Consider the following 769-nt stretch of genomic DNA (forward strand, 5'->3'; position numbering starts at 1 on the left):
GTAACCATCATCTGTCATTCGGTCAAAGCGCTCGTAATCTAGGTAGCCACGGTCAAACACATACATGCATTCTTTATCATCAACCATGATTTCAAGCTGACCACGATCATGTTCTTTTGCCGTTGTTAAAACAGCCTTTTCAGGATAGGAACTCCCTTTTTCCATAAACACAAGTCTCAAATGCAACTTGACACCCGCTTTTGTTTTGCGGAACTTTGCCCATTTATGATTGGTCAAATTAAGTGGCAATGTGCTTGAATCAATGATTTTTAACGGCATAATAAGCTTTGTATAATGTGTTTTTGCATGAATTTGTGCGACTAAATCAAGGAAAAGCCTTTGAAATAAATCTGGATTTATACCGTTTAATCGGCGTGAGAGCTGAGAAATACTGATTGAATCAAGATCAATGCCTTTTTGTAGTTGGTCGTCGAAAAGACAATCGCTTAGCTCATGCAAACTTTCGACTTCTTGTAGCTGTGCAAAAAGGAGTAATTTTAGAAATGAGTCTGTTTTTAGTTTTTTCGTATAGTAATCTAATTTCAACGTTTTCACGGTTTCTTCAAAAAGTTGAAGATTTATTGGTGAAAACCATTGTCCAAATGAAGTTTTTCGTGTAATCTTGTCCATGAGTTGGTCCTTTTTTAGTGGATTTGGACGGGTTACCACCTGACTTATCCATTATAAAGGACTTTTTCTTTGCACAAAATAATAAAATTGAACATTTTGAGTATTTTTAATAGTGAAAATAAATTAATGCAACACTAGT

General features: G+C 35.1%; 1 protein-coding gene. It reads right to left on the bottom strand.

Annotated features, from left to right (window positions below; translation table 11 throughout):
• Positions 1-630, bottom strand: a 630-nt coding sequence (locus BFL01S_RS19720; protein WP_156474966.1) for an IS4 family transposase, incomplete at its 3' end; no start/stop codon positions are given.
• Positions 631-769: the final 139 nt, after the last annotated feature.

The sequence above is a fragment of the Priestia flexa NBRC 15715 genome (assembly GCF_001591565.1).
GTDB classification, from domain to species: Bacteria; Bacillota; Bacilli; order Bacillales; family Bacillaceae_H; genus Priestia; species Priestia flexa.